The organism is Symbiobacterium terraclitae (assembly GCF_017874315.1).
Classification (GTDB): domain Bacteria; phylum Bacillota; class Sulfobacillia; order Symbiobacteriales; family Symbiobacteriaceae; genus Symbiobacterium; species Symbiobacterium terraclitae.
Genome location: NZ_JAGGLG010000015.1, coordinates 60,366 through 81,978, shown reverse-complemented (window position 1 = coordinate 81,978; position 21,613 = coordinate 60,366). Strand labels below are relative to the sequence as shown.

The window sequence follows — 21,613 nt, the reverse complement described above, 5'->3', positions numbered from 1 at the left end:
TACCGCCCGGCCGCACGTGGAGCGGCCGCAGCCGGCCTGGCGGCACCGCCGGGACAGGTGCAGCGTCGCACCTGCCTGTCCCTGTCCCAATCATTGGAGCGCCTGTCAGGACGGGTCAAGCCCATGATATAATTGGCCCAATCTCACGACCTTCTACGAGGTGGGGGATGTGCTGGTGCTGCGGAGGGTGGCGGCTGCGATCCTGGCGGCGCTCCTGGTGCTGACGGCCGGGTGCGGGGGAGTGCGGCCCGACGGTGCGGATCAGGAGCCGGTCGGGGTTTTCCACGGGGAGGGCGGGGCCGACCCGGCCCCGGACGCGGCGGCGCCGGAGGTGAAGCCGATGCCGGGCTACCTGGCCGCGGACATCCGGGCGACAGACGTCTTCTCGGGCAAGGCCGTCTCGCTCGCGGACCTGAAGGGGCAGCCGGTCTTCCTGAACTTCTGGGCCACCTGGTGCCCGCCGTGCAAGGATGAGATGCCCGACATGGAGGAGTTCCACCGGGAGATGGGCGACCGGGTGCGCGTGGTGGCCATCGGCGCTGACGGGTTCGAGTCGCGGGAGAAGATGGCCGCCTTCGCCGAGGCCCTGGGGCTGACCTTCCTGGTGGTGCACGACGGGGGGAGCGCCGCCCGCGCCTACCTGGTCTCGGGCGTTCCAACCTCTTTCTTCATCGACGCTGAAGGCGTGATCCGGGTTCGCCATACCGGCCAGCTGAGCCTGGAAGAGATGAAGGAGTACGCAGAACTGGCCTCGAAGACTGCAGAAGACTAATCCGCAGCAAGGGGTAGGCGCAACGCATGGGCTCGTTGGCGCGGTTCTTCCGCAGCGTCGCCCACGACCGCCGCTGGTGGTGGGCGCTGCTGGTCATCAACTTCCTCGGCTCGCTATACGGCTTCTACTGGTACTGGCCGCAGCTTTCACAGACCCCGTACGCCCGCTGGTTCATCGTGCCCGACAGCCCGGGGGCCACGTTCCTCCTGACCATCTGGCTGGGGCTCATGCTGGCGGGGCTGGACTGGCGCCGGCCGGGGATGCAGCTCCTGGGCGCGGTGGCCTTCGTCTCGAACATGAAGTACGGCCTGTGGACGGCGGTCGTGCTGCCGCAGGCCGGCATCAAGTACGGCTGGGAGTTCGACTTCGTCCACCTGACCCTGTCGCACCTGGGCATGTGGGTCCAGGGCCTGCTCTTCGCCCGCCACTACCGGCCGGAGGCGCCGGCTGCGGGCCTGGCGCTGGCCTGGCTGCTGGTGCAGGACCTGGTGGACTACCACCTGTGGATGACGCATCCCACGCTGCCGTACCCGGCCGAGTTTGCGTTCGCGCGCGGCGCGGCAGTGACCCTGTCGGCGATCTGGGGAACGTTCCTGCTGGCGCAGGGGCTGCTGGGCAGGAAGGCTGCCGCAGGGTGAGGAAGGAGGTCTTCACCGATGGCGGAAAAGCGGCCCGAGACGCGGGTGCCGCTGGTGCGGGATAAGCAGGCGATCCTCGACCGGCTCCGGAAGATCGAGGGGCAGGTGCGGGGCCTGCAGCGGATGGTGGAGGAGGACCGCTACTGCGTGGACATCCTCAACCAGGTGGCCGCCGTGGAGGCGGCCCTGAACAAGGTGGGCCTGATGCTGCTGGAGGGGCACGCCAAGGGGTGCATGGCCGCGGCCGTGCGCCGGGGCGAGGGCGACCAGGCGGTGGCCGAGCTGATGGACGTGCTGGGGCGGTTCCTCAAATGAGCGGCAGGGCGCCCCGTTCGCGCACGCGTTCAGAGCGGCTGGGCCGTGTGGTGGTCACCGCCGTCTTCTCGCTGCCGCTCTGGGCGGACCTGGTGGCCCAGGCGCTGGGCTACGAGCTGTTCTACCTGGCCGACCCCAAGCTACAGGCGGTCTGGGGCACACTGGTGCAGCTCGCGGGCGGCCTGCCGCTGTACGGCGACGCGCTGGGGGAGCTCCGGCAGGGCCGGGCCGGGCGGGCCGCGGCGGCCAGCCTGCTCTCCACCCTGCTGTACGCCGGTGGCCTCTACGCCGCCGTGATCAACGTGGTGGCGAACGTCTACTTCCTGGCAGCAGGCGGCCTCATGCTGCTTGGCCACCTGCTGGACTACCTGGACAGCCGGCGCACCGCGTAAGCGGCGCGCGAGGACGGGCCGTGGGAGACTTCCCACGGCCCTGGTCGTTTCCGCGCTGCCGGTCTCGATGTAGGGAAGGATCAGACGCCCCACCAGCCGGGATAGCCGGCGATGCCCGGGATGCCCGCGGTGGTCGGGTAGGCGGAAGGCACCGTGGCCACGGTGGTGACAGGCACGGCATACTCATAGACACGATAGACGGTCGCGTTCGCGGCCGGGTAGGCGGCCGCCCCCGGTGCGATGAGCAGGTCATCCGCGCCGGCCTGGGCGCCGATGAACGGGGAGAAAGCGGCGATGCTGGGTCCGAATCCACCATAGTTCATCCGCTTGCGCTCTCCTTTCGACTCGTGACCTCGGCAAGGTCCTCCAGAGGGGGAGCCTTGCTCTCACACTATGTGGCGTCACGCGCCGGGGTGACTCCGGGGCGCCTTGACGGCGATGGCCTCCAACGCGGACCAGGTGACGGGGAACCCGCCGGGCCATCCGGCGGCCATCAGCCGTGCGGCCGCGGCCTGCAGCGCCGCCACCTCCCGGTCGGACAGGTCGCCGGACCAGGTGGGCGCCATCACCGACATCAGCTGCACGAAGGTGAGCGGGTTGGTGACGAGGTGGCGCTGGATGAGGTTCTGCATCCCGGCGATGGTCAGCCCGGCCCCTTGCATCAGGGCGGCCAGCTCCTCGGGGGTGGGCAGCTCCGGAATCGGCGCCGCCCGGTCCGGGCCCAGCGTCGCACGGACCACGGCGTCCATCAGCAGGAACCACTCGCGGAACCCGGGGGCCGTGGCCGCGATCAGGGCCAGGCAGCCGCCGGGTTTGAGCACGCGGGCCATCTCCCGCATCGCCCCCGGCCGGTCCTGGAACCAGTGGAAGACCGAGTTGCAGATCACCAGGTCGAACGTGTCGTCGGGAAACGGCAGGCGCTCGGCGTCCCCCAGGAGGATCCTGGCCGGGATGCCCAGCTGGCGCGCCTTCGCGGTGGCCACCGCCACCATGCCCGGCGAGATGTCGATGCCGACCAGCAGGCCCGCGGGCGCGAACCAGCGGGCAGCCTCGAACAGGTTGATGCCCGTTCCGCAGCCCACGTCGAGGATGGCGGGCAGCGGACCCACCCGCACGAAGGGCAGCAGGCGGCGGATCGCCGCCAGGTAGCCGGGGCCGACCAGGTCGTCGTACAGGGCAGAGGTGCGCGTGTACCCCCTGGCCAGCCGATCCTTTGCGCCGTCCACGCGATCGCACCCCCCGGACCCCAGCATATTCAGGGCGGCTGGATTCGTCCCTGGGACCGATTCGGCGGCGGCCCCATAGGATGGCCTGAACCAGGTGAAATGCGCGCAGAGAGGTGGTTGCCCGATGCGACATGGTTTCATCTCCGCCCCGCCCTTCATCCCGCCGGGCGGGATGCGGCTGCCCGGACCCCCGCCCGCCATGCCGCCCATGCCGGTGCACATGCCCAGGATGCCGGTCCCGCCGCAGGTGGCAGGCGCCGGCGTGTCCCAGCCCGCCGTCCAGCCCTCCCTCGGGGACGGCGCCCCGGCTCCCGCGGGGCAGGCGCCAGGAGGCCCGCAGGCACAGTCCGCCCCGGTGGCCTTTGCAGCGCTGCCGGCGACGCCGGTCGCCCAGGCGATGCCCCTTCCGGGCGTGCAGCCGGTGCCGGTGATGCCGCTGCCGACCTTGCAGCCGGTTCCCGGGCTGCCGCTGACCGGTGCGCAGTCGGTCCCTGGCGCACCCGTGTCGAGTGGGCCGGCGGTGCCGGGAGTGCCCGTGTCCGGTGGGCAGTCGACTCCGGGCGTGCCCGCGTCCGGTGCGCCGTCGACTCCCGGGGCGTCGGTGTCAGGCGGGCCGTCGGGTCCGGGAGGTGCGCAGTCGAATCCGGGAACGCCCCTGCCGGGTGCGCCGTCGATTCCTGCCATGAGCCTGCCGGGTACGCAGCCGATCCCGGGGCTGCCCTTCGCCGGCACCCCGTCGGTTCCTGGACTGCCCTTCGCCGGTACACCGCCGGTTCCTGGGCAGCCCTTCGCCGGTACACCGTCGACTCCGGGGCTGCCGGGTGCGCAGTCGATTCCGGGAATGCCCCTGTCGGGATCGCCGGCGGCGCTGGGGATGCCGCTGCCGGGCGTTCCGCCCTTCCCGGGGTCGCCCGTGCCCGGGGCGCCGACGGCCCAGGGGGCCCCGTCGCCCTCGCAGGGCAGGACCAGTATGTCCGCGCAATCGCCGCGGTCCGCCGACGAGCCCGCCCTCGGCCTGTCCGGCGCAGGAGGGCCCTTCTGGGCGCAGCAGCAGGCCCTGGCGCAGCAGCTGCTCAAGCAGCAGGCGGTGCAGCAACAGGCGGCGATGGCTGCGGTGCTTCCCGGCCTGGCGGCGCAGCTGCAGGGTCAGGCGCCGTTCTGGCAGATGCCTGCGGCCGACGCCGGGCCCGCGCCCGGGGCCGCCGAGTCTGCTCCGGAGCCGGTCGAGGCGGTCTCCGGCGAGCAGCGGGTGCGGCGCAGGTCGCGCGCAGGTACTTACTCCACGCGTGGGCTGCAAGGCGGCTACTCGACCCGCGGGTAGGTCAGGCCTGGATCAGGCCCGGGGGCGCAAGGTGGTGCCCCCGGGCCTCAGCCCGGGTGAGCGCGGCCCAAGCTCCCCCTCGGAACTGAGCAAGCTTCGGTGTCAAGGCGGTTGGGGAGCCGATCGCATGACCGCAGCTGTAAGCGCGTGAGCCACGCTCGCACGGGGCGTGGCTCCTGGAGTTCTGGGGGACAGGCGGTTCCACATACATCCAGTCAGTTGGGCGGGTTCGGCCCTATCAGTCCCGCCGCGGTCTTGTGGCCGAGGCACAGCGACGCGCCCGTTGCCGTTGACTGCGGCGCGAAGCCTCGGGGCGCCTCGGACCCGCCAGCGCATTCCCGCGCAACTGAACCTCCGGTCAGATGTATAAGATATTTTCATCATCGAAACGTCGATGACACTTCCACACAGGGTGAAGAGTTGGTACTATAGTGCTTGGGGATGACGACAAATAGCACATAGTTGAGTTGACCATCCCCTACTCTACTTATTCTGTGACTACGTTCACAATCTTGACCGGTCCGGGCAGCCCACCGTGCGCCGGTCAGGAAGCCAATAGTTTCGCGGAGGGAACAGGCTTCCCCATCCCCGAACCTTGCCGGGGTCTTCTCCAGCAGGCTGCCTGCGCCCTCCCTGCGGCAGCGATGGCCGCAAAGAAGACGGAGGTGCTGTTGTGGCGAAGTTGACCAAGCTGACCCCGCCCGAAGGCCAGAAGATCACCATGGAGAACGGCCGACTGGTCGTGCCGGACAACCCGATCATCCCGTTCATCGAGGGCGACGGCACGGGCCCCGACATCTGGGCGGCAGCGCAGCCCGTGCTCGACGCCGCCGTGGCGAAGGCGTATGGCGGCAAGCGGAAGATCGCCTGGTTCGAGGTCTATGCCGGTGAGAAGTGCCTGAACAAGTTCGGCGAGTGGCTCATCGACGACACCATCGAGGCGATCCGCGAGTACCGCGTCGCCATCAAGGGCCCCCTGACGACCCCCGTGGGCGGCGGCATCCGGTCGCTGAACGTCACGCTGCGGCAGATGCTGGACCTGTATGCCTGCGTCCGTCCCGTCCGCTGGTTCCCCGGCGTGCCCAGCCCGGTGAAGGAGCCTCAGAAGACCGACGTGGTCATCTTCCGCGAGAACACCGAGGACATCTACGCCGGCATCGAGTGGAAGGCCGGCACCGCAGAGGCCAGGAAGGTTGCGGGCCTGCTCACCGAGCAGATGGGCGTCAAGCTGCCCAACTCCGACCGGGACGACATGATCGGCATCGGCATCAAGCCGGTCACCGAGTTCGGCTCCAAGCGCCTGGTCCGCGCCGCCATCCAGTACGCCATCGACAACAAGCGCAAGTCCGTCACCCTGGTGCACAAGGGCAACATCCAGAAGTTCACCGAGGGCGCCTTCCGCGACTGGGGCTACCAGGTCGCCGTGGAGGAGTTCCGGGACTACGTCATCACCGAGGATGAGCTCTGGTCCGACGAGTACAAGGGCAAGATGCCCGCGGGCAAGATCCTCGTCCGCGACCGCATCGCCGACATCACCTTCCAGCAGCTCCTGCTGCGGCCTGACGAGTGGGACGTGATCGCCACCCTGAACCTGAACGGCGACTACCTCTCCGACCACGTCGCGGCCATGGTGGGCGGCATCGGCATCGCGCCGGGCGCCAACATCTCCTACAGCGACGGCTACGGCCTGTTCGAGGCCACTCACGGCACCGCGCCCAAGTACGCCGGCCTCGACAAGGTGAACCCGGGCTCGGTCATCCTCTCCGGCGAGATGATGCTCCGGTACATGGGCTGGCACGAGGCCGCCGACCTGATCATCAAGGGCCTGAGCGCAACCATCGCACAGAAGACCGTCACCTACGACTTCGCACGGCTGACCGAGGGCGCCACCGAGGTGAAGTGCTCCGAGTTCGGCCGCCTGATCATCGAGAACATGTAGGCTCTGGGTGACAAGGAAGGGGCATCAGTTCTGATGAGACGCCATAAGATCGCGATTATCGGATCGGGCTTCACGGGACAGGGAACCGCCCTGTTCGCGGCCGCCCGCGACCTGGGCGACATCGTCCTGGTCGACCTGCCCGTCAAGGAGAACTACGCCAAGGGCGTCGCGCTCGACATGACGGAGGCCATGCCGATCTACGGCAACGACACCCGGCTCTCCGGCACCGCCGACTACGCCCAGATCGCCGGGGCCGACGTGGTCGTGATCACGGCCGGCGTTCCCCGCAAGCCCGGCATGAGCCGGGAGGACCTGGTGAACACCAACGCCGCCATCGTCAAGGACGTGGCGGAGAAGGTGGCCAAGTACGCCCCCGACGCGGTGATCATCGTCCTCTCCAACCCGGTCGACTCCATGACCTACGTGGCCCTGAAGGCCTCGGGCTTCCCGAAGAACCGGGTGATCGGCCAGTCCGGCGTGCTCGACACCGCGCGCTACCGCACCTTCCTGGCGGAGGCCATCGGCTGCTCCTTCCAGGACGTCGTGGGCTGCGTGCTGGGCGGCCACGGCGACGACATGGTGCCGCTGGTCCGCTATACCTCGGCCGGCGGCATCCCGGTGGAGAAGCTGCTGCCGAAGGAGACCATCGACGCGATCGTCGAGCGCACCCGCAAGGGCGGCGGTGAGATCGTCAACCTCATGGGCACCTCGGCCGGCTACGCCCCGGGCATGGCGCTGGTGGAGATGATCGAGGCCATCCTGAAGGACCGCAAGCGCATCCTGCCGTCCATCGCCTACCTGGAGGGCGAGTACGGCTACAGCGACATGTGCATGGGCGTCATGACCATCCTCGGCGGCAACGGCCTGGAGAAGGTCGTCGAGATCGAGCTCCTGCCCGAGGAGAAGGCGGCCCTCGACAAGAGCGCGGCCGGCGTGAAACAGCTCGTCGAGATGCTGAAGGCGGGCATCCTCGCGCAGTAACGCCGCCATCAGCAGGACAAGTAGATGAACCTGGGGAGGGGAAATCAAGTGTCTCAGCTGAAGGCGGTGTTGCAGCAGAAGATCGAGGAGCAGCGCCCCCGCACGCAGCGCCTCCTGAAAGAGTTCGGCAACGTCGTCATCGACCAGGTGACGATCGAGCAGGCCATCCGCGGGGCGCGCGACGTGCGCTGCCTCGTGACCGACATCTCCTACCTGGACCCCTTTGAGGGCATCCGGTTCCGGGGCAAGACGATCCCCGAGACCTTCGAGGCCCTGCCCAAGGCCCCGGGCGGGGAGTACCCCACCGTTGAGGCCTTCTGGTACTTCCTGCTCACCGGCGAGGTGCCGACGCAGGAGCAGGTGGACGAGGTCATCGCCGAGTGGAAGGAGCGCCGGGTCGTGCCGGAGTACGTCTACGACGTGATCCGGGCGCTGCCGAAGGACACCCACCCGATGACCATGCTCTCCGCCGGCGTCCTGGCGATGCAGCGGGAGTCGAAGTTCGCCAGGTACTACAACTCCGGTGAGTTCAACAAGAACCGGGCCTGGGAGTACATGTACGAGGACGCCAGCGACCTGGTGGCCCGCATCCCCATGATCGCGGCGTTCATCTACCGGTACAAGTTCAAAGACGACGTCCACATCCCGCCCGACAGGGACCTGGACATGGGCGCCAACTTCGCCCACATGATGGGCGTGCCCAAGCCGTACGACGACGTCTCCCGCATGTACTTCATCCTCCACTCTGACCACGAGTCGGGCAACGTCTCCGCCCACACCGGCCACCTGGTCGCCTCGGCGCTCTCCGACGCCTACTACGCCTACTCGGCGGCGCTGAACGGCCTCGCCGGCCCGCTGCACGGTCTGGCCAACCAGGAGGTCCTGCGCTGGATCATGGAGTTCCAGGCCAAGCTGGGCGAGGGCGTCGAGCCCACGCGGGAGAACGTGACCAAGGCGCTCTGGGACACGCTCAACGCCGGCCAGGTGATCCCGGGCTACGGCCACGGGGTGCTGCGCAAGACCGACCCGCGGTACACGGCGCAGCGGGAGTTCTGCCTCAAGCACATGCCTGACGACCCGCTGTTCAAGCTGGTCAGCATGATCTACGAGGTGGCGCCGGGCGTCCTGATGGAGCACGGCAAGGCGAAGAACCCGTGGCCGAACGTCGACGCGCAGTCCGGCGTCATCCAGTGGCACTACGGCGTGCGCGAGTGGGACTTCTACACCGTCCTCTTCGGCGTGGGCCGGGCCCTGGGCGTGATGGCCAACATCACCTGGGACCGGGCGCTGGGCTACCCGATCGAGCGGCCCAAGTCGGTCACCACCGCCATGCTCGAGGAGTGGGCGGCCGCCGGTGGCCGCAAGCTCGGCTAGGCAATCGCACACGGACATCGCACCGCGGGGGCAGCCGGAGGGGCTGCCCCCGCCTTCTCTTCACCCGGGCGCCGGCCCGGGCCGAGGCACCACGGACAGGCCAGCCGAATAGGATTCGGAGAGCGGGTTCCGCCCGTACCGAACCTTTGCCGCGCCGCCTGCGTGTTATTCGTGGAGCGGGCGGCCCCGCGAGCGTGGAGGTGTGGCGATGCCGGCAGTGGTGCGATGGTGGGTGGGCGCGGTCCTGGTCGCCGCGGCGCTTCTGCTCAGCCGGCCCGCCGCGGCGGCGGACGCCGTCCCTGTGCCCTACAGCCAGTTCCTGCGCGACGTGCAGGCCCGGCAGGTGGCCGGCGTCCGCATCAGCGGGCAGCGGCTGGACGCGGTGTACCGGGACGGCTCGCTGGCCACGGTGACCCTGCCCCCCGGGGAGGCGCGGCTGCAGACCCTGCTCCTGCAGTACGGCGTGCGGCTGGAGTACGCACACCCGGCGGATCCGTCGGTGCTCCGGACCCTGGTGCGCCTGGTGCCGCCGCTGGTGGTCCTCGGGGCGATCCTCTGGCTCAGCCGGCGCGAGACGGGCCGGGGCCGCGGGGGGCTGCTCTGGGTGGAGCAGAGCCCGGCCAGGCTCTACCGGCCGGGCAGCGACGCCGTGACGCTCCGGGACGTGGCCGGCCTCGACGAGGTGAAGGCGGAGCTGCAGGAGGTGGTCGACTTCCTGCGGGAGCCGCAGCGGTACGCCGAGCTGGGGGCGCGCATCCCCCGGGGCATCCTGCTCTCCGGGCCGCCGGGCACGGGCAAGACGCTGCTGGCGCGGGCGGTGGCGGGGGAGGCCGGCGTGCCCTTCTTCTCCGCCTCCGGCTCCGACTTCGTGGAGCTGTACGCGGGCACGGGCGCGGCCCGGGTGCGGGCGCTGTTCGCCCGGGCGCGCCAGTCGGCCCCCTGCATCCTGTTCATCGACGAGATCGACGCCCTGGCCAGGCAGCGGGGCGTGAGCCCGGGCGGCGGCGCCGAGGAGCGGGAGCAGACCGTGAACCAGCTCCTGGTGGAGATGGACGGCTTCGAGAGCGCCGAGGGAGTGATCCTGATCGCGGCCACCAACCGACCGGACATCCTGGACCCCGCCATCCTCCGCCCCGGCCGCTTCGACCGGCAGCTCACGGTCGAGCCGCCGGACCGGAAGGGGCGGGAGCAGATCCTGGAGGTGCACGCCCGCAGCCGGCCGCTCAGCCCGGACGTGCAGCTGGCGGACGTGGCCCGGCTCACCCCCGGCTTCACGGGGGCCGACCTGGCCAACCTGCTGAACGAGGCGGCCCTGCTGGCCGTGCGGGAGGGGCTCCGGGAGATCGGCTGGCGGCAGATCGCGCTCGCCCTGGAGCGGGTGGCCTCCGGCGGGCCGCCGCGGCGGATCCGCTACGCGGCGGAAGACCGGCTGCGGGTGGCCTACCACGAGGCCGGCCACGCGATCGTGGGGCTCTGCGTGCGGGGGCCCGGCTGCCTCGTGCGGGTGACGCTGCTGCCCTACGGCCGGGCCTACGGGCACACCCTCTTCCGCGACGGCGAGGAGGAGCGGCTGGTACATAGCAGGAAGGAGGTCCTCGACCGGCTGGCGGAGCTGCTGGCCGGGCGGGCCGCGGAGGAGCTGGCCCTGGGCGAGCCCAGCGCCGGTGCGGCCGACGACCTGGAGCGCGCCACCCAGCTCGCCCGGCAGATGGTGACCCGCTGGGGCATGCACCCGGAGATCGGGCCGCTGCAGGTGAGCGAGGCCGGCCAGGGCCCGGGCGAGGAGAGCCTGCGGGCCGTGGACCGGGCGATGCGCTCCCTGGTGGAGCAGGCCGCCGGAATCGCCCGGAGCCTGCTCGACGCCCGCCGGCCGGCGCTCGACCGGCTGGCCGCCGCCCTCCTGGAGCGGGAGCGGCTGGAGGGCGCGGAGGTCGAGGCGCTGCTGGCGGCCGGTGCCGGCGCGCCGGCGGATGACAGGGTGAGGGCTGTCGGCGGTGCGGAAGCGCTGGCAGAGGCGCGGGGCGCCCTTGTTGCTGACACGTGGGCGGCTTTCCGCGCACCGGATGCTGACGGTGCGGAAGACCTGGCGGACGCGCCGGTTGCAGACGCTGCGGACGCACGGCCGGCCGTCGAGGTGCTGGCTGCTGATGGCCGGGAAACCCTGGAAGAGGCTCCGGCTTCGGACGTTCCGGGCGAGCGAGCGGTGGCGGAGAAGCCGGCCGCCCGCGGCGCGGAAGCCTGAGCGACGGCGGAGGCGGCAGGCGGAGACTGACCGGCGGCTGTCGCGGCAGCGGTCATCAAGGCCGCGATCGGCGAAGCAGTTGCTGTCCAGGCAGTGCCTGTCAAGGCATGGCTGTCAAGGCCGTGGCTGTTCAAGCAGTTGCTGTCTAGGCAGTGGCTGTCGAGGCGGTGGCGGGCAGGGCGGTGGCTGTGAAGGGGTGGGTAAGCGCGTGGCGAGCAACGGTGCAGCGCTCGCGGCTGCCGCCTTCCAGGGGGTTGACACAGTGGATGAACCCTCCTATAATCAGGCCAATATCTCGATCTCAGGCGATGAAGGGAACCAGTAGAAGCGCCCACCCCTGCGTAGAGAGCCGGGCCCGGCGGTGCAAGCCCGGTCAGGCGGAGGCCTTCGAACCCATCCCCGAGCCGGCGGCGACGAGCCGTCCCGGGAAGCCCGGCCCGTTATCCCCGGGGGCGCCTGGCTGGGCGCTGTGCGAATGAGTGGGCGCGCAGGCTGGTCCTGCGGCTCAGGCTGGTGGTACCACGGGAAGGAAACCCCGTCCGGCATGGACGGGGTTTTTGTCTTTATCCGGGCGAAGGCGTGCAAGGGAGGCAGTTCACGTGCGCGATCGGTTGCAGCAGTGCAGAAGGGTGATCATCAAGGTGGGCACATCGACCCTGACCCATCCCGGCGGCCATCTGCACCTGGGCCGGATGGAGGCGCTGGTGCGGCAGATCGCCGACCTGCACTTCGAGGGGCGGCAGGTTGTCCTGGTGACCTCGGGGGCCGTGGGGGCCGGCCTGGGTAAGCTGGGCCTGGCGGAGCGGCCGCACGAGGTCGCGGCCAAGCAGGCGCTGGCGGCGGTGGGTCAGGGGCTGCTGATGCAGCGGTACGAGGGCCTGTTCGGGGAATACGGGCTCGTGGTGGGTCAGGTGCTGCTCACCCGGGAGGACCTGGAGGACGAGCACCGCCGGGCCTCGGCGGCGCAGGTGATGGAGCGGCTCCTCGCCTGGGGGGTCGTGCCCATCGTCAACGAGAACGACACGGTGACCAGCGAGGAGATCCGGGTGGGCGACAACGACACGCTCTCGGCCCGGGTGGCGGCGCTGATCGGCGCGGACCTGCTGGTCCTGCTCTCCGATGTGGACGGGCTCTACCCGGCCGACCCCCACATCCACCCGGGGCTCAGGCCGCTGTCGGTGGTCTCGCCGGACGACGACCTGGACGGCATGGCCGGCGGCGCCGGCTCCGCCAACGGCACGGGCGGGATGGTGACCAAGGTGGCGGCGGCCCGCATCTGCGCCGCCCACGGCATCCCGATGGTGCTGGCCAAGGGCGACCGGCCGGGCATCCTGCGGTCGATCATGGCCGGCGAGGAGGCAGGCACGCTATTTGTGCGGGAGGGATAGCGACGATGGATGAGCGGGTGAGCGACGTGCGGGGGATGGCCCGGCGCGCCCGGCAGGCGCAGCGGCGGCTGGAGCTGGCGACCGCCGGCGAGCGGAACGGCGCGCTGGAGGCGATCGCCCGCACCCTGGAGGAGAAGGCCGCCGAGATCGTGGCGGCCAACCGGGAGGACCTGGCGGCGGCGGAGGCCGCGGGGCTGCCCGGGCCGATGATCGCCCGGCTGCGGCTGGACGAGGCGAAGCTGGCCGGGGTCATCCGGGGCGTCAGGGCGGTGGCGGCGCTGCCCGACCCGCTGGCCGCCGAGCCCGAGGCCTGGGTGCGCCCCAACGGCCTGCGCATCGAGCGGGTGCGGGTGCCCCTGGGAGTCATCGGCATCATCTACGAATCGCGCCCGGGCGTGACGGTGGACGCCGCCGTCCTCTGCCTGAAGGCGGGCAACGCCGTGCTGCTGAAGGGGGGTAAGGAGGCGGCGCGGTCCAACGCGGCCCTGGGGGCGGCGATGGCGGCTGGACTCCGGCAAGCCGGCCTGCCGGAGGAGCTGGTGCAGGTACTGCCCTCAGCCCGGGAGGCGGCGGTGGAGCTGATGAACGCCCGCGGGCTGGTGGACGTGCTGATCCCCCGGGGCGGCGCCGGGCTGATCCGGGCCACGGTAGAGCAGTCGCGGGTGCCGGTGATCGAGACGGGCACCGGGGTCTGCCACGTCTACGTCCACGAGGCGGCCGACCTGGCGATGGCCCGGGAGATCGTGCTCAACGCCAAGTGCTCCAACCCGGCGGTGTGCAACGCCGCAGAGACGCTGCTGGTGGACCGGGCGATTGCAGCCCGCTTCCTCGCGGACGCCGGCCCGGCGCTCCTGGCCGCCGGCGTTCGGCTGCGGGCGTGCCCCGAAGCCCTGGCGTACCTCAGGGGGGCCGCTGCCATGGTGGAGCCGGCCACGGAGGAGGACTGGGCGGCGGAGTACCTGGACCTGACCCTCGCGGTGAAGGTGGTGGGAGGCCTGGAGGAGGCCCTGGCGCACATCGCCCGCTACGGCACGCAGCACTCCGAGGCCATCGTCACCGCGGACGGAGCGGCGGCCGAGCGGTTTCTGCGTGCCGTCAACGCCGCGGCGGTCTACCACAACGCCTCCACCCGGTTCACCGACGGCGGCGAGTTCGGCTTCGGCGCCGAGATCGGCATCTCTACGCAGAAGCTGCACGCCCGGGGGCCGATGGGCCTGGCCGAACTGACCACATACAAGTATGTTCTGCGCGGTAACGGTCAGGTGCGTTAATCGCTATTCGCTATCAGTCTGCAAACATTGTTCGATCAGAAAATACGGAACGCCGTTCCCTCTGGCGGAACATCCTGTGCTAGAATGAGGGTGCAAGGTAACTGCTGGTCGACCACAGGGGCGGGGGGCTGGAGACCCGCCTCCGACGGAAGCTTGCAGTTGGCCCGGGCGCGGCGGGGTGGGCTGGCCCCGTGCGGGCATTCGGGCCACTCCCTCAGAAAGGAGGGAGCTGCCTGAGGGAAGAGGCGCAAACGATCCGGTCCGTGGAGCGCGCCCTGGACGTCCTGCTCTGCTTCGCCGGCGAGCGGGGCGGCCTGGGCGTGACTCAGATTGCCGCCAAGGTGGGGCTGTACAAGTCCACAGTGCACCGCATCCTGGCGGCGCTGGAGTCGCGCGGGTTCGTCCGGCGTGACGAGGCGACCGGCCGCTACCATCTGGGGCTGAAGGCGCTGGAACTGGCGCAGGTCTACCTCTCCTCCGGCGACCTGCCGACCATCGCCCTGGGTGAGATGCTGCAGCTCCGGGACCTCGCACAGGAGACGGTGAGCCTCTACGTGCGGGACGGCGCCGAGCGTGTGCGCGTGCAGCGCGCCGAGGGGCCGCTGACGGTCCGGCGCGTCGTCGGCCTCGGCGAGCGGCTTCCGCTTTACCTGGGCGCGTCGGGCAAGATCCTGCTGGCGTGGTGCTCGCCGGTCGAGCGGCAGCGCATCCTGGACGAGCAACTGCCGCCCGGATTCGACCGCGCGGCCTTGGAGGCCCGGCTGAAGCAGGCGCGGGAGCAGGGCTGGGCGCTGAGCCACGAGGAGCGGGAGGAGGGCGTCGCATCGGTGGCGGCGCCGATCATCGACCGTGCCGGGCGCTGCGTCGCCGCCCTGGCCATCTCGGGCCCGGTGAGCCGGTTCACCGACGACCGGGTGGCGCTCTTCAGCCGCGCCGTGCAGAAGGCGGCGAATGCGATCGGGATGAAGCTGTAGCTGGTGTACAGATCAGCGGGGCCACGCCGTGAGACGGCGTGGCCCCGCTTGCGACATGAGCTGCTTGGCTGTACAGAGGCCTGAAGTCAGCTGGGAGGTGACGTGAAGGTGTGGCACGGTGCGAAGGCGAAAGCGCTGAGGATTGCACTGGCTAGTCGCGATGCCCCACGGGGCGAGTCGCCCGAAGCCGGGCTCCGGGGAACGGAAGCGCGGCAGCGCCGGCCGGCGGGCCGAAGGTCTGGGAGCCCCGCAGCGCCGGCGCGCCGCCGGCGCGTCGCCGGCGCAGTGATGCACGCATCGGCGATCCGGTCGTCGCACCCTTGGAAGAACTGCACCACTGCGCCCTTCGTCGAACTCACTGACGCATGCAGGGAGACCGATGGTGGGGGTGTGGTCAGGTGGTCGGAAGGATCGTTTCGGGGCTGGTTGTCGCCGCCCTCATCCTGACAGTGGGCTGTACTGCGGCGGACGGGGACGTGACCGGGTATGGTCCGCCCGGTCCGGCAGGAGACGCCTTCACCGCCGTCGCAGCCCCGGGCGGTTCTTCAGCCGACCCCGGGCCGGATCTGACCGCAGATCAGCATGCAGTGGTGATCGAGGGATCCGACCCGGGCTTTGCCTCGGGCAGAGTGGTGGAGATCACGGACGGCGCGATCGCCCTGGAGTCCGCGGCAGGTGTGCGCGTAGTGCGGTTTGCCCCGGATTCGAAGGTCTGGAAGGAGTTTCACGTTTCTCCTGAGGCCATCGAACTGGGGGACTGGGTCGACGCCAGGGGCACGCCCCAGCCCGACGGGAGCCTGCTCGCCCGGAGCGAGTGGGTCTTCGTGAACATCGGCCGGCTCGAGGGCACGCTGGAAGAGGTCTCGTGCGATGGGGCCGTGGTGGAGGCGATCCGGGGAAGGCGAACCATCGAGTTCTCGACGGCGGTGGAGGTCATCCGGGTTCCCGGTCTCTCGCCTGTGGAGGAGGGGCTCTCTGCCCTCCGGCCGGGCGCCGCAGTGGGCATGGTCGGGTTGGTGCTGCCGGATGATGGGTTTCGGGCGACCAGGATATGGGTCTACGAGAACTGACGCCGAGCCCCGTTGGGTACACCTCCTCGGTTCATGACCTGACATCATCAGCCAGCGACAGGCCGCTCCCGGGTATGGGGCGGCCGTTTGCGCGCGAATACGCCTGATGGTGTTGGCGGAGCACCCGCGCCGTCACTCGTGGTGTACCGGAGGCACAAGCTCCTATCGTGCCGGATGCGCCGTTGCCGGCGTGCCGGATGCGCCGTTGCAGGTGTGCTGGATGCACGGTTGCCGGTGTGCTGGATGCACGGTTGCTGGTGTGCTGGATGCACGTTGCCGGTGTGCTGGATGCACGGTTGCTGGTGTGTCGAACACGGTTGCCGGCGTGCCGAGTGCACGATTGCTGGTGCGCCAGCGGCACCGGCTGCGTGCATGCCGGCGGCTGCCCCCCGGTAACTGACGACGCGTGCACGACCGCAGAACTCTTGGTGCATGCCGCAATTCAGCGTGTTATTATTAGTCTTGAATCCGGTGAAGGGGTGATCACATGAGCCTGTTCTGGGACGAACTGGGGAAGAGCTTCGACCAGCTGGCCGTGGGGCAGAAGGCCAGCTTCTCCCGCAAGGTGAGCAAGCAAGATGTGCTGCAGTACATGAGCCTGTCGGGCGACCTCAACCCGCTCTACGGCGACGCGACCTACGCCGGCCGCACCACCTACGGGCACCCCATCGTGCCGGCGAACATGCTGGCGGGCTTCGCGATGGGGGCCGTGGCCTCGGTCCTGCCGGGTCTCGGGTCCATCACCCACGCCCACAGCTACCGGCTCCTCCATCCGCCCCGCATCGGAGACGAGGTCACCGCGGAGATGGAGATCGTGAAGCTCTACCCCGAGACCCAGCGGGTGGAGATTCAGTACGTGATCCGCGACCAGACCGGCCGCCCGCTGCAGGAGGGCAGCATGGAGGTCGAGCCGCCGCAGCGGCTGAAGCCCATGCTCCGCCACGAGTATGAGTCATTCTAAAGCCTATCGGCCCGCCGGGGCTCGGATAGAAATACCCACACCTTAAGCACTTCGGGGCTGACTTACGTCAACCGATTTGCTACAGTATGGGTAGACCGAATTCATCCCGGTGTATGCCAACGGAATACGCGCGGCCAAGGAGGAGGAAGCTGTGCGGGAACTGCACGTAGACCAGGTGGCCGATGCCGTCGCGCGCCTGGTGCAAGAGGCCAACTTCAAGCTGTCGGATGATGTGGTCCGGGCTCTGTCGCAGGCGAAGTCGCTGGAAGAGGCCCCAGTCGGACAGACCGTCCTGATGCAGCTCGTGGACAACTACACGATCGCCGAGTCCGAGCGGGTGCCCATGTGCCAGGACACGGGCGTCGCGCTGGTCTTCCTGGAGATCGGGCAGGACCTGCACCTGGTGGGCGGCGACCTGACCGAGGCCGTGAACCGTGGCGTCGCCAAGGGTTACACCGAAGGGTACTTGCGCAAGTCCATGCTCAACGACCCGATCGAGCGCATCAACACCCGCGACAACACCCCGGCGATGATCTACATCGACATCGTCCCGGGCGACAAGCTGAAGATCAAGGTCGACACCAAGGGCGGCGGCTCCGAGAACATGAGCCAGCTGAAGATGCTGCCGCCGTCCGCCGGCTGGGAGGGCGCCAAGCAGTTCATCGTCGAAACGGTGGCTGCGGCCGGGCCCAACGCCTGCCCGCCCATGATCGTCGGCGTCGGCATCGGCGGCAACTTCGACAAGTGCGCGCTCCTGGCCAAGAAGGCGCTGCTGCGCGACGTCGGCACGCCCAACCCCAACCCGGCTTGGGCCGCACGGGAGCAGGAGCTGCTGGAGGAGATCAACAAGCTGGGCGTCGGCCCGATGGGCCTCGGCGGCACGGTGACCGCCCTGGCCGTGCACATCGAGGTGATGGGCTGCCACATCACCGCCCTGCCCGTCGCCGTCAACATCGAGTGCCACAGCCACCGCCACAAGGAGGTGACGCTCTGATGGCCCGGATTCACGTGACCACCCCGATCACGCCCGAACAGGCACGGCAGATCAGGGCGGGCGACGAGGTCATCATCACCGGCGAGATCTACACCGCCCGCGACGCCGCCCACAAGCGCATGGTGGAGGACCTGGCCGCAGGGCGTCCGCTGCCCTTCAACCCGGAGGGCGCCGTCATCTACTACGTCGGCCCCACGCCGCCGAAGCCCGGCCAGGTGATCGGCTCGGCGGGTCCCACCACGTCGTACCGCATGGACAAGTACACGCCGGAGATGCTCCGGCAGGGCGTCAAGCTGGTGATCGGCAAGGGCTACCGGAGCGACGAGGTGAAGGCGGCACTGGTCCAGTACGGCGGTGCCTACCTGGTCGCCACCGGCGGGGCGGGGGCGCTGCTGGCCCGCACCATCGAGGCCGCCGAGGTGGTCGCCTACGAGGACCTGGGGGCCGAGGCCATCCGCCGCCTGCGGGTGAAGGACTTCCCCGCCATCTGCATCAACGACGCCCACGGCGGCGACCAGTACTTCGCCGGCCAGTCGCAGTGGGTGAAGCCCGACGCTATGGTGAAGCCGAAGCCGCCCGTGGCCAGTGAGTAGCGAACGACGACCCCGGGGGTGCACGAGCGCCGCCGGGGTCAGGTTTGCGCGGGCCGGACATCCTAGAGAGCGGAGGGCATGACGGTGCTCCGCACCGGCAGCGGGCGGCGGTCCGCCGCAGACATGGAAGCGGGCAGCCCGGGTGCCTGCGGACCGGCAGCAGGCGTCGGGCAGCGGCCGGGAGCCGGTCGGGCGGGCACCTGAACCTCCCTGATCCTAATAGTTCTTATGTACCATGATGAGATGTCCAAACGATTCCCAACAGCATTGGATCTGTGATAGAATTGCTGGGTAGCCTGCTTGTTGGACGCGTGACTGTCAACATGTGGAGGTGGACGGATGAAGCTCTATGAGTACCTGGCCAAGCGGATGTTCGCCGAGCACGGCGTTCCCACCGGCGACGGCATCGTCTGCACCACGCCGGAGGAAGCGGAGGAGGCCGCCCGCAAGATCGGGCCGTGCGCGGTGAAGGCGCAGGTTCTCGTCGGCGGGCGGGGCAAGGCCGGCGGCATCAAGCTGGCCAACACTCCCGAGGAGGCCAGGGCGAGGGCTGCGGAGATCCTGGGGATGAACCTCAAGGGGTACATCGTCGACAAGGTCCTGGTCGACCCGCAGATCAAGATCGAGAAGGAGTACTACGTCTCCATCACCCTCGACGGCATGGCCAAGAAGCCGCTGATCATGGCCTCGGCCTACGGCGGCGTCGAGATCGAGTCGGTGCCCCACGACAAGATCGTCTTCTCCCACGTGGACATCGCCACGGGTCTGATGCCGTTCCAGGCCCGGGAGATCGCCCGCAAGATCGGCCTCACCGGCGACCTGGCCCAGCAGTTCACCAAGATCCTCGTCGGGCTGTACCAGGCCTTCCGCAAGTACGACGCGGAGCTGGTGGAGATCAACCCGCTGGCCCTCACCGACAACGGCACCCGGCTCATCGCCGCCGACGGCCGCTTCAACGTGGAGGACGACGCCCTCTTCCGCCACCCCGAGTTCCCCAAGGTCGAGGAGGGGACCGAACTGGAGAAGAAGGTGCGCGCCATCGGCCTGGCCTTCGTCCAGCTGGACGGCGACATCGCCGTCATGGCCAACGGCGCCGGCATGGCGATGGGCACCCTCGACACGCTGGCCTACTACGGCGGGCGGCCGGCCAACTTCCTGGACGCGGGCGGCGGCTCCGGCGTCGAGCCCACGGCCCAGGCGTTTGACGCGCTCCTGGGCACCAAGCCCAAGGCCATCTTCGTCAACATCTTCGGCGGCATCACCCGGTGCGACCTGGTGGCCGAGGCGATCGTGCAGGTGAAGAAGGCCAAGGGCATCGACGTGCCGCTGGTGGTGCGGATGGTCGGCACCAACGACGTGCGCGGCCGGGAGATCCTGGCCGAGGCCGGCATTCAGGCCTACACCGAGATGGGCGAGGCTGCCAAGGCCGTCGTGGCAGCAGCTTACGGCAAGGGGGCGTAGCTGAGGCATGGCTGTCATCATCAACGAGCAGACGCGCGTCGTCGTCCAGGGCATCACCGGTTCCCAGGGACAGTTCCACACCGGCCAGATGCTGGCGTTCGGCACCAACATCGTCGGCGGGGTCAACTTCAACAAGGCTGGCCAGCAGGTCCACGGCGTCCCCGTCTTCGCCACCGTCCACGAGGCCGTCGAGAAGACCGGCGCCAACGCCTCCATCATGTTCGTGCCGGCGCCCGGCGTGAAGGACGCCGCCTTCGAGGCCATCCACGCCGGCGTCAAGGTCCTCGTGCTGATCCCCGAGCACGTGCCCACCCAGGAGACCATGGAGATCATGGCCTATGCCAGGCAGCACGGCGTGCGGGTCATCGGCCCCAACACCTTCGGCATCATCTCGCCGGGGAAGAAGGCCAAGATGGGCATCATGCCCAACCACATCTACAAGCCGGGTCCCGTCGGCATCGTGGCCCGCTCGGGCACCCTTTCCTACGAGATTGCCTTCAACCTCTCCAACAGCGGCCTGGGCCAGACCACCGTCATCGGCATGGGCGGCGACCGGGTGATCGGCACCAACTTCGTCGACGCCCTGGAGCTCTTCAACGCCGACCCGGAGACCGAGGCCATCGTCATGGTGGGCGAGATCGGCGGCATCCAGGAGGAGCTGGCCGCCGAGTACATCAAGGAGCACGTGAAGAAGCCCGTGGTGGCCTACCTGGCCGGCAAGTCCGCCCCGCCCGGGAAGCGGATGGGCCACGCCGGCGCCATCATCGAGGGCAACCGTGGCACCTACCAGTCGAAGGTCGAGGCCCTGACCGCCGCCGGCGTCAAGGTGGCCGCCCTGCCGTGGGAGGTCGCCGACCTGGTGCGGGCCGCGCTGCGGTAGCGAACCGCGGCGGTGTTCGAAGAAGACCGGGGCAGCAGCGCAGCGCGCTGCTGCCCCATATCGTGTCTCGGGACCGGTGCGGCGGCGAGGAAATTTGAGCCCCAATCGAGAATACACAACATGTAATCATATTGGCGCTATGCTCGAGGAGGGACCGAGGAGTGGACCGACTGACCGTGGGTCAAAGCTATCGGCTCGTCCGCAACTTCGAGATTCATGACGAGAAGACCGGCACCCTCAGGCACCTGATCCGGGCCGGCGAGGTCGTGAAGGTGCGCAGGATCGAGGAGGAGGCGGACCGGATCTACCTGGAAGGGATTCCGGCGCCGGCGTTCTACCGGGCCTTCCGGATGCACGTGAAACCGGTGAGTGCATAGCTAGAGGGGCAGGCCGAGCGGATCGCCGGTCTGCCCTTTTGCCGCCCGGTACATGGCCAGGACCGTCAGCAGCGAGCTGAGGAAGGAGGCCCAGCGGTAGAGGTCGGAGGTCAGGTGCCAGGCGCGGTTCAGCAGCGGGACGCCGGTGTGGAACCACGCGGCGTACCAGAGGTCGGCCACGAGGGAGATGGCGAGGAGCAGGCCGCTCACCTGCAGGGTCCAGAGCAGGCCGGCCCGGCCGTGGTGCGCCAGGAACGGCGAGCGCCCGCGGGCCCATGCCCAGAGGCCCCCGGCCAGCAGCAGCCCCCAGGGCAGGGTGTAGAGCCAGTCGGGCAGGAGCCAGGCGGCCACGGGGAGGCGCAGGGCCCCGGCGTAGGCGAGCACGGCCAGGATGCGCCGGACGGCTTCCCCGGCACGGGGCAACGCGAACACCTCCAAATGGGA

At 69.6% G+C, this 21,613-nt stretch carries 22 protein-coding genes; 19 read left to right on the top strand and 3 right to left on the bottom strand.

The window, feature by feature from the left end:
- The first annotated feature begins 175 nt into the window (after positions 1 to 175).
- From J2Z79_RS10220 to J2Z79_RS10205, 4 genes are read left to right on the top strand one after another with little or no spacing between them, the layout of a single operon-like run.
- Complete coding sequence (locus tag J2Z79_RS10220) at positions 176 to 772, top strand: TlpA family protein disulfide reductase (RefSeq protein ID WP_209466778.1); 597 nt, start codon at positions 176 to 178, stop codon at positions 770 to 772.
- Between the two features lie 26 nt (positions 773 to 798).
- Positions 799 to 1,410, top strand: a complete 612-nt coding sequence (locus J2Z79_RS10215; RefSeq protein ID WP_209466777.1) for a DUF1405 domain-containing protein — start codon at positions 799 to 801, stop codon at positions 1,408 to 1,410.
- Between the two features lie 18 nt (positions 1,411 to 1,428).
- Complete coding sequence (locus J2Z79_RS10210; protein WP_209466776.1) at positions 1,429 to 1,725, top strand: metal-sensitive transcriptional regulator; 297 nt, start codon at positions 1,429 to 1,431, stop codon at positions 1,723 to 1,725.
- Positions 1,722 to 2,117 carry a hypothetical protein gene (locus J2Z79_RS10205; RefSeq protein WP_209466775.1) on the top strand — a complete coding sequence of 132 codons (396 nt, stop codon included), beginning with the start codon at positions 1,722 to 1,724 and terminating at the stop codon, positions 2,115 to 2,117. The genes J2Z79_RS10210 and J2Z79_RS10205 overlap by 4 nt, the downstream gene beginning before the upstream one ends.
- Before the next feature lie 80 nt (positions 2,118 to 2,197).
- On the opposite strand, the gene J2Z79_RS10200 is transcribed toward J2Z79_RS10205, so the two are convergent.
- Positions 2,198 to 2,440 carry a hypothetical protein gene (locus J2Z79_RS10200; RefSeq protein ID WP_209466774.1) on the bottom strand — a complete coding sequence of 81 codons (243 nt, stop codon included), beginning with the start codon at positions 2,438 to 2,440 and terminating at the stop codon, positions 2,198 to 2,200.
- 78 nt (positions 2,441 to 2,518) lie between these two features.
- Positions 2,519 to 3,343 carry a class I SAM-dependent methyltransferase gene (locus J2Z79_RS10195; protein ID WP_209466773.1) on the bottom strand — a complete coding sequence of 275 codons (825 nt, stop codon included), beginning with the start codon at positions 3,341 to 3,343 and terminating at the stop codon, positions 2,519 to 2,521.
- A gap of 124 nt (positions 3,344 to 3,467) precedes the next feature.
- Here J2Z79_RS10195 and J2Z79_RS10190 point away from each other — a divergent pair, with 124 nt between their 5' ends.
- From J2Z79_RS10190 to J2Z79_RS10120, 15 genes are all read left to right on the top strand, one after another.
- The gene (locus J2Z79_RS10190; protein ID WP_209466772.1) at positions 3,468 to 4,664 is read left to right on the top strand and encodes a hypothetical protein; all 1,197 of its coding nucleotides are present in this window, start codon (positions 3,468 to 3,470) and stop codon (positions 4,662 to 4,664) included.
- A 673-nt stretch (positions 4,665 to 5,337) separates the two neighbouring features.
- Positions 5,338 to 6,603, top strand: coding sequence for an isocitrate dehydrogenase (NADP(+)) (gene icd / locus J2Z79_RS10185; RefSeq protein ID WP_209466771.1), 1,266 nt, complete (start codon positions 5,338 to 5,340; stop codon positions 6,601 to 6,603).
- A gap of 33 nt (positions 6,604 to 6,636) precedes the next feature.
- Positions 6,637 to 7,584 carry a malate dehydrogenase gene (mdh, locus tag J2Z79_RS10180; RefSeq protein WP_209466770.1) on the top strand — a complete coding sequence of 316 codons (948 nt, stop codon included), beginning with the start codon at positions 6,637 to 6,639 and terminating at the stop codon, positions 7,582 to 7,584.
- A gap of 48 nt (positions 7,585 to 7,632) precedes the next feature.
- Positions 7,633 to 8,958, top strand: coding sequence for a citrate (Si)-synthase (locus J2Z79_RS10175; RefSeq protein WP_209466769.1), 1,326 nt, complete (start codon positions 7,633 to 7,635; stop codon positions 8,956 to 8,958).
- Between the two features lie 208 nt (positions 8,959 to 9,166).
- Positions 9,167 to 11,200: an ATP-dependent zinc metalloprotease FtsH gene (gene ftsH / locus J2Z79_RS10170; protein WP_209466768.1), complete on the top strand. Its 2,034-nt coding sequence runs from the start codon at positions 9,167 to 9,169 to the stop codon at positions 11,198 to 11,200.
- A 599-nt stretch (positions 11,201 to 11,799) separates the two neighbouring features.
- Entirely contained in the window at positions 11,800 to 12,588 is a 789-nt protein-coding gene (gene proB, locus J2Z79_RS10165; RefSeq protein WP_209466767.1) for a glutamate 5-kinase, read from the top strand.
- 5 nt (positions 12,589 to 12,593) lie between these two features.
- Entirely contained in the window at positions 12,594 to 13,859 is a 1,266-nt protein-coding gene (locus J2Z79_RS10160) for a glutamate-5-semialdehyde dehydrogenase (protein ID WP_209466766.1), read from the top strand.
- Positions 13,860 to 14,122: 263 nt separating this feature from the next.
- Positions 14,123 to 14,833: an IclR family transcriptional regulator gene (locus J2Z79_RS10155; RefSeq protein WP_209466765.1), complete on the top strand. Its 711-nt coding sequence runs from the start codon at positions 14,123 to 14,125 to the stop codon at positions 14,831 to 14,833.
- Positions 14,834 to 15,231: 398 nt separating this feature from the next.
- Positions 15,232 to 15,903 carry a hypothetical protein gene (locus tag J2Z79_RS10150; protein WP_209466764.1) on the top strand — a complete coding sequence of 224 codons (672 nt, stop codon included), beginning with the start codon at positions 15,232 to 15,234 and terminating at the stop codon, positions 15,901 to 15,903.
- Between the two features lie 487 nt (positions 15,904 to 16,390).
- Positions 16,391 to 16,864 (top strand): MaoC/PaaZ C-terminal domain-containing protein, encoded by a 474-nt coding sequence (locus J2Z79_RS10145; protein ID WP_209466763.1) that lies wholly within the window; start codon positions 16,391 to 16,393, stop codon positions 16,862 to 16,864.
- A gap of 151 nt (positions 16,865 to 17,015) precedes the next feature.
- The gene (locus tag J2Z79_RS10140) at positions 17,016 to 17,858 is read left to right on the top strand and encodes a fumarate hydratase (protein ID WP_209466762.1); all 843 of its coding nucleotides are present in this window, start codon (positions 17,016 to 17,018) and stop codon (positions 17,856 to 17,858) included.
- Positions 17,858 to 18,451 carry a Fe-S-containing hydro-lyase gene (locus J2Z79_RS10135; RefSeq protein WP_209466761.1) on the top strand — a complete coding sequence of 198 codons (594 nt, stop codon included), beginning with the start codon at positions 17,858 to 17,860 and terminating at the stop codon, positions 18,449 to 18,451. The genes J2Z79_RS10140 and J2Z79_RS10135 overlap by 1 nt, the downstream gene beginning before the upstream one ends.
- 339 nt (positions 18,452 to 18,790) lie before the next feature.
- The gene (sucC, locus tag J2Z79_RS10130; protein WP_209466760.1) at positions 18,791 to 19,912 is read left to right on the top strand and encodes an ADP-forming succinate--CoA ligase subunit beta; all 1,122 of its coding nucleotides are present in this window, start codon (positions 18,791 to 18,793) and stop codon (positions 19,910 to 19,912) included.
- Between the two features lie 7 nt (positions 19,913 to 19,919).
- Entirely contained in the window at positions 19,920 to 20,792 is an 873-nt protein-coding gene (gene sucD / locus J2Z79_RS10125; protein ID WP_209466759.1) for a succinate--CoA ligase subunit alpha, read from the top strand.
- A gap of 161 nt (positions 20,793 to 20,953) precedes the next feature.
- Positions 20,954 to 21,169 (top strand): hypothetical protein, encoded by a 216-nt coding sequence (locus J2Z79_RS10120; protein WP_209466758.1) that lies wholly within the window; start codon positions 20,954 to 20,956, stop codon positions 21,167 to 21,169.
- On the opposite strand, the gene J2Z79_RS10115 is transcribed toward J2Z79_RS10120, so the two are convergent.
- On the bottom strand, positions 21,170 to 21,592 hold the full coding sequence (locus J2Z79_RS10115) for a hypothetical protein (protein ID WP_209466757.1): 423 nt from the start codon (positions 21,590 to 21,592) through the stop codon (positions 21,170 to 21,172).
- Positions 21,593 to 21,613: the final 21 nt, after the last annotated feature.

Coding starts and splice junctions, on each gene's coding strand:
- mdh (WP_209466770.1), top strand. CDS start 6,637: ATGAGACGCCATAAGATCGCGATTATCGGATCGGGCTTCACGGGACAG.
- ftsH (WP_209466768.1), top strand. CDS start 9,167: ATGCCGGCAGTGGTGCGATGGTGGGTGGGCGCGGTCCTGGTCGCCGCG.
- J2Z79_RS10210 (WP_209466776.1), top strand. CDS start 1,429: ATGGCGGAAAAGCGGCCCGAGACGCGGGTGCCGCTGGTGCGGGATAAG.
- sucD (WP_209466759.1), top strand. CDS start 19,920: ATGGCTGTCATCATCAACGAGCAGACGCGCGTCGTCGTCCAGGGCATC.
- J2Z79_RS10215 (WP_209466777.1), top strand. CDS start 799: ATGGGCTCGTTGGCGCGGTTCTTCCGCAGCGTCGCCCACGACCGCCGC.
- J2Z79_RS10205 (WP_209466775.1), top strand. CDS start 1,722: ATGAGCGGCAGGGCGCCCCGTTCGCGCACGCGTTCAGAGCGGCTGGGC.
- sucC (WP_209466760.1), top strand. CDS start 18,791: ATGAAGCTCTATGAGTACCTGGCCAAGCGGATGTTCGCCGAGCACGGC.
- J2Z79_RS10190 (WP_209466772.1), top strand. CDS start 3,468: ATGCGACATGGTTTCATCTCCGCCCCGCCCTTCATCCCGCCGGGCGGG.
- J2Z79_RS10200 (WP_209466774.1), bottom strand. CDS start 2,440: ATGAACTATGGTGGATTCGGACCCAGCATCGCCGCTTTCTCCCCGTTC.
- J2Z79_RS10135 (WP_209466761.1), top strand. CDS start 17,858: ATGGCCCGGATTCACGTGACCACCCCGATCACGCCCGAACAGGCACGG.
- J2Z79_RS10160 (WP_209466766.1), top strand. CDS start 12,594: ATGGATGAGCGGGTGAGCGACGTGCGGGGGATGGCCCGGCGCGCCCGG.
- J2Z79_RS10145 (WP_209466763.1), top strand. CDS start 16,391: ATGAGCCTGTTCTGGGACGAACTGGGGAAGAGCTTCGACCAGCTGGCC.